The 5508-nt window shown below is 66.6% G+C and carries 5 protein-coding genes and 1 pseudogene; 4 read left to right on the top strand and 2 right to left on the bottom strand.

All coding sequences use genetic code 11. The features are described from left to right. Both G4D83_RS45010 and G4D83_RS45005 read left to right on the top strand, forming a co-directional pair. Positions 1 to 362: AHH domain-containing protein (locus G4D83_RS45010; protein ID WP_205522871.1), on the top strand; the 362-nt coding region annotated here is incomplete at its 5' end. Positions 363 to 381: 19 nt separating this feature from the next. Beyond that, positions 382 to 957 carry an imm11 family protein gene (locus tag G4D83_RS45005; RefSeq protein ID WP_163871135.1) on the top strand — a complete coding sequence of 192 codons (576 nt, stop codon included), beginning with the start codon at positions 382 to 384 and terminating at the stop codon, positions 955 to 957. A 137-nt stretch (positions 958 to 1094) separates the two neighbouring features. Here G4D83_RS45005 and G4D83_RS45000 read toward each other — a convergent pair whose 3' ends face one another. Together G4D83_RS45000 and G4D83_RS44995 are read right to left on the bottom strand one after the other, a co-directional pair. After that, positions 1095 to 2894, bottom strand: a complete 1800-nt coding sequence (locus G4D83_RS45000) for a serine/threonine protein kinase (RefSeq protein WP_163871134.1) — start codon at positions 2892 to 2894, stop codon at positions 1095 to 1097. Beyond that, positions 2891 to 3808 (bottom strand): DUF2381 family protein, encoded by a 918-nt coding sequence (locus tag G4D83_RS44995; RefSeq protein ID WP_163871133.1) that lies wholly within the window; start codon positions 3806 to 3808, stop codon positions 2891 to 2893. The genes G4D83_RS45000 and G4D83_RS44995 overlap by 4 nt, the downstream gene beginning before the upstream one ends. Before the next feature lie 275 nt (positions 3809 to 4083). Between G4D83_RS44995 and G4D83_RS44990 the strand changes: the two genes are divergently transcribed. Together G4D83_RS44990 and G4D83_RS47430 are read left to right on the top strand one after the other, a co-directional pair. Beyond that, on the top strand, positions 4084 to 5244 hold the full coding sequence (locus tag G4D83_RS44990; protein ID WP_163871132.1) for a serine/threonine protein kinase: 1161 nt from the start codon (positions 4084 to 4086) through the stop codon (positions 5242 to 5244). Between the two features lie 111 nt (positions 5245 to 5355). After that, a pseudogene (locus tag G4D83_RS47430) lies at positions 5356 to 5508 on the top strand (LVIVD repeat-containing protein); the annotation flags it as partial.

Raw genomic sequence — 5508 nt, 5'->3', positions numbered from 1 at the left:
CCCCGAACGCCGTGGCCATGGCGAGCCGGAGAGGGCGTAGTGAGAATCATCACATCGCCACGAACAAGAACGATGTCTCCGCCGCGCGCGGTGGCCCCTGGACGCCAAGATTCAGGGAGTTGTTCACACGAGCTGGAATGAAGCTGAAGGACCCCGAGAATATCGTCGAAGTCGTGGGCCACAAGGGGCCACATCCGCAGCGGTATCACGAGTACGTCTATCGCCGACTGAGGTCGGCCTTGGGAGAGTGCCGCAAGGTTGACGAGTGCCGGAAGGCCCTCACGGATGAGCTACGCATTCTCGCCAGAGAAGCGCAGACCTCAGGAACCAAAATCCACGGCCTTTTGACTCGGGACCCGTGAGGACTCTAGGAAGTCCACCATGCCGAATCCGTCGCGATACTACGCGCTCAGCGAAGACGTGCAGGGTGGGAACTGGTACCTGGGGGACCCGCTGGATGAGACGGGCACCGAGGTCGAGGACATCTGGCAGTTCGCCCGGGGGCGTTCCATACATCTCGCGGGTCGCCTGAAGTTTCCCATCAGCGAGCCTGGAAGGTGGTTGGACTACTGCACGGCGGGCGTCGGCAACGCTCCCATCGTCCACGTCAGGGTGGCCAACCTCTTCGCGGAGCTGGCGCCCGATGATGTGCAATTGATACCCGTCGATGTCGAAGGTCGCCCGGAACAGCATGTCGTGCTCGTCGCCACGAAGCTCATCCGATGCATCGATGACGCGGCTTCGGAAGAGATAATGTATTGGAAGCCCGAGGACGAGCGGCCGGACAAGCTCGGCCAGTACCGCAGCGTCTACGGGATGCGAATCGACCCCACGAAGGTGGGCGGTGCGAAGGTGTTCCGCACCTGGGGGTGGTCCATTGCCCTCATCGTCTCCGAGGACATCAAGGTGGCCCTGGAGCGAGCGAACGTCACGGGGGCGAAGTTCGAGGAAGTCTGAGCGGCCACGCGCCTCCCCAGGTCCTGTCGAAGTCCCCTGCCTTCCGCGCCAGCGCGTGAGCCAACCGCCGAAGCGTCCTCCGCGTCCGGCTCCGCAGGGCGCGGCGCCCAAACCCGCTCAACCCTGTTCAGCCACCGTCAGGGCTGCGTCCACTCCCCATAAATATAGCGGGCGATAACCTGGTGCCGGAGCACAACGGCACCTGGCTTGGAGCCCTCCAACTTCTCCAAGCCCTCGAAGCGACTGTCATTTCCAAGAACAATGCAAATGGGAACCTCTCGCGGTAGCGGGTCGCCCGAGGCGTCAATCGCTCCAGGAGCAGGAAACACCTTCGTGTACCGACCCACGACGTATTTCCCCTCCGTCCAGAGATAGCCCTCGACCCGCCAACCCTTCTTGAGGATGTCTCTGTCCCGGGGGATCGCGCCGATGTACTTGCCAGTTCGGTACACCCCATAAGTGCTGGAGAAGCCGGGCTGGTTCACGTCCAGCAATAAAGCAAGGTTCTCATCGTCGTTCGCCCGCAGGCGCGACATGTACTCACGCGCTTCCGCCGTGCAGGCCTCCCGCTCCGGCCGCACCTGGGAGGCCGGGCAACCCGCCGCCACCTGAGCGGCGAGCGTGTACCCCGCACACCTGGCCAGAAACTCCGGGGTGAAGGTGGGGCGGAGAGCGGGCTTGGGCTGCTCCGGGGTGGGTTGACGCTGGGGAGGCTTGGGGGCACTCACGGTGGGAGCTTCCTTCTGAGCAGAGGCCACGGGGGCCGCTGACGGTACTCCAGCAGCGGGCGGCGCGGCGCGGGAAGGCGGTAGAACATCGGGCGCTTTCGCATGAGGAACGCTCTCGGGGGCTGGGAGCCCAGGTGCTTCGGGCGTGGGTGACAGTTCGCGCAGCAGCGCGAAGGCCGCCACGGTCGCCACCACCACCGCGCCAACGGCGGCCACCTTGCGTCGCCGGCCCCGCCGCCGTCCGGACATGCCCGCCCGCGGTGCGCTCACGGTGGGCGCGAACACCGGCGCTTCCCACTCCGCGCCGCCCGGGTCCGCCAAGGCCTCCAGTCCACCGCGCAGGGCCTCCAGCGTGGGCAGCCGTTGTGCTGTGTCATGTTCCACCGCTCCGGCCACCAGGGCACTGAGCGCTTCGGGGACGCACGGGTTCGCCTCTCGGGGCGCGGGAGGTGGGCCCATGACGGGGCTGTTGACGGTGATGCGCCGCGCGGCGCGCTGCTCCGGGTCCTTCGCCGTCTCCGCGTCCGTCAGCGCGTCGTACAGACACACCGCGAGCGCGTATTGGTCATCTTTCGCCTGGAAGGGATAGCGCGCACTGAAGTCCAACCGGTGCTCGTTCCAGAAGGTCACAGCCTCCGGGGCGCGGAAGCGGTTGGTGCCCGGGGGCAAAGGTCCTTCGGTCAGTTCCCGCGCGTTGGCGAAATCACCCGCGCCGAAGTCCACGATGAAGGGCTCACCGTCATCCTTGCGAATGAGGACGTTGGACAGGGAGATGTCCCGGTGGAAGACGCCCTGGCGGTGCATGTAGTCAAGCGCGTCCGCCAGCTTCATGAACACGTGCGCCACTTGCTTGAAGGTGGGCCGCACCTTCTCCAGCCACTCGGCCAGCGTCCAGCCGTCCACGTAGTCCAGCACGAGATAGGAGTAATCCCCAATCAGGTCTGGATAGTGGCCCCAGGCCCGGGCGCGGATGATGTTCGGGTGCTCCAGGTGGATGAGACAGCCCAGCTCCCGCGTCATGCGCTGGTTGGTCTTCGCCACGTCGTCGCTGACCTCGCGGCACCGGGCCAGCTTGAGGGCGAAGCGCCGCCCGCGCCGCTTCACCAGCAGCACCATGCCGTTGGCGCCCTCCCCGAGCGCCTTGACGACGCGGAAGGAGTCGATGAGTGCGCCAGGTCTGAGAAAGCCCAGGGGGTGCGCCGTGGTCATGGTCCGTGCCCCTTCTCTCCTGGCTCCTTCGCCTCATCCACCTTCACGCCCCGAATGGACAAGTGCCGCGAGCCCTCTGCCTCTTGCACTTCCACCCGGTAGAGCTCACCGGGGCGCCTGGGTGGGCGGGCGAACTCCACCGCGAACATCCCCGCTGATTCGGGCGTCAGCGCTTTGGACTCCAGGGCCACCACGCGCGCCGGAATGCGCTCACGGCGGGACTCACTCACGAGCCACGCCCCGCCAGGCTTCCACATCGGCTGTCCCGGCGGGTTCTGCAACCACGCGGACACCACCACCCACTTGTTCGCGACCAAGCGCTTCCCATCTTCACACACCAACCCGACTGCCGTGCAGTCCGCGCCAGCGACCTGAACTCCTTGCGCGTCAAGCTGGCCTGAAACCACCAAGAAGGCCGGGCCGGTGGCCGCGCCGCGCTCGCGCAGCGCGGTCATTTCTCCCTCACACGCGGTGGCGCGTGCTTCCAGCTCGGCCATCTGCGCCAGCAGCAAGTCCGGCGCGCGTGCGTCCCGGTAGACCGTGACCTGCGCGTCCACTTCCACGGCGTCCGTGCGCAGCGAGAATTCGGGCTCCAGGGCGGAGCACGCCTCCGCGAAGCGCAGCCGCAGCGCCACCGTCGTGCCCAGAGCGGCAACAGGTGTGAGCGTGATGGCCCGCGCCGCGACGGAGAGCACTTGGATGTGCCCCTGTGGAGCCAACTCCACACTCCGCGGGTCGATGTCCGCGACGAAGTTGAGCGTGGTGGGGATGCCGGGCGCCACGCGCACATCGATGGGGGCTCCGGTCAGGGCGGCACGGCGGGCGCGCAGGGCTCGCTCCGAGGGCGGCTCGGCCGCCGCCGTCCACGCCACCAGGGAAAGCAGCGCCGGAACCAGCCTGGGAAGTGGTGACACGCGGGAACGACCTCCTGCGTTGGACCGTACCAGACCGCGCGCTCCTGGATCGCGGCCCGGCGCTTGGGATTCGAGGCAGGGTGGGCGGGCTCCGCGTGTAAAGGCTCTTTTCAAAACCACCCCTGAGGGTAGGCCGAGAATCATCTTGCAATTATATTGCAACAGATTCAGACGATGACCTTGAGCGTCGTTCAACTCGGGCCCAACTCAAGGGTACTTTCCTGAGGCTCCCGCGCGGTGTCCGTGTGCCGCGTGGGTTTCAGGAGGTCTTGCGCATGGTGTTCTCTCGTCCCCCGGCGTACCCGCCCGGCATCGTCCTCTTTCGCCGCGAAGGCCTCACCTACGAGCTGGTTCAAGACCTGGGGCTCGGCAACCATGGCGAACGCGTCGTCCTGGCCCTGAAACGCGGCAAGGGGCGGACGGACCTGGGCCGGGTCATCATCAAGACGCTCGGTCTTCCAGCCACCACTGATGCCATGAAGGTGACGCGCCAACGGCTGGTGGAGGAAGTGCAGTTGGCCACGTACCTGCACCATCCGAACATCGCTCGCGTCCACGGGCTGCACGAATCCAAGAAGGCCCTCCACGTCATCACGGAGGCCGTCAGCGGGCGCTCCGTGGAGAGCCTTCTCAATGTGGCCCATGGGCGCGGGCGCTACTTCTCCGAAAACTTCATGCTCCACATCGGCGCGCAGGTGGCGGATGCGCTGGCCCACGCGCACGGCGGTCGGGACGAGACGGGTCAGCCGTTGCACATCGTCCACCGGGCGATTGACCCCACCCGCATCCGCGTGAAGCGGAGCGGCAAGGCGAAGCTGATGGACTTCGGGCTCGCGTCCGCGCACCTGCCTGGACGGCGCACCGTGCGCCTGCCGCGCGTTCGAGGTGACGCCTATTACACCTCCCCGGAAGTGTTGCTGGGGGAGCCCGAGGACTCCCGCTCGGATTTGTTCGTGCTCGGGCTGGTGTTGCTGGAGTTCGCCACCGGCCGTCACCTGCTCTCCCCGCCGGACCTGCTCCCGCACGAGATGGCGCAGATGCTGTCGGAGAAGGAAAAGGAACGACTCGGGGACGCCGTCGCGCGAGCGCAAGACGAATGGACCGAGCCCGACATGGGAGTGATTGTGCTGCGGGCCGCCACCTTCAAGCCGGAGGACGTGGCGCAGGCGACGCGGGGGCTGTCCGACCCCGTGCGGACCCTCTTGTCCAAGCTGCTGCGCCGCGTGCATTCAGAGCGCATCGCCTCGGCGGCGGAGTTGGAGAACCGGCTCCGCAAGCTGCTGCACGAGCGGAAGAACTACGGATACGCGGAAGCAGCGGCGGAGCTATACGAAGCACTGGTGGACGCAGGGGAAGCCGTGGCGGCCGATGCGGACCCCGGCACGGCACGGGTACTGCACCCAGACAGTGTTTCCACCGAGCCCGCCTCCGCGTGAGCGTGGCGGGTCTCTCCGGACACGGCGCCCCACGACAGACGGATGAGTTGTCCTGCTCACTAATTCTCCACTCGATTACACCCCCCCAACCACATGGCTGCAGGGGCGAGGCTGCGCGTGCTGGACGTGAGCAATCTCACGCAACCGCGTGAAGTGGCGTACTTCAACAGCTATCGTGAGACGGACCCGGGACGCGGGGACGCGCTGGAAGAGGGGGCCACGGGGCTCCAGGTTCCTGGAGATGGTCATGTGTATGTCGTGGAT

This window comes from Myxococcus eversor (assembly GCF_010894455.1).
Lineage (GTDB): Bacteria > Myxococcota > Myxococcia > Myxococcales > Myxococcaceae > Myxococcus > Myxococcus eversor.
This window is presented reverse-complemented; position numbering and strand designations above follow the sequence as displayed.

Excerpts from the sequence above, each read along its gene's own strand:
- G4D83_RS44990 (WP_163871132.1), top strand. The coding sequence starts at position 4,084 with ATGGTGTTCTCTCGTCCCCCGGCGTACCCGCCCGGCATCGTCCTCTTT.
- G4D83_RS45000 (WP_163871134.1), bottom strand. The coding sequence starts at position 2,894 with ATGACCACGGCGCACCCCCTGGGCTTTCTCAGACCTGGCGCACTCATC.
- G4D83_RS45005 (WP_163871135.1), top strand. The coding sequence starts at position 382 with ATGCCGAATCCGTCGCGATACTACGCGCTCAGCGAAGACGTGCAGGGT.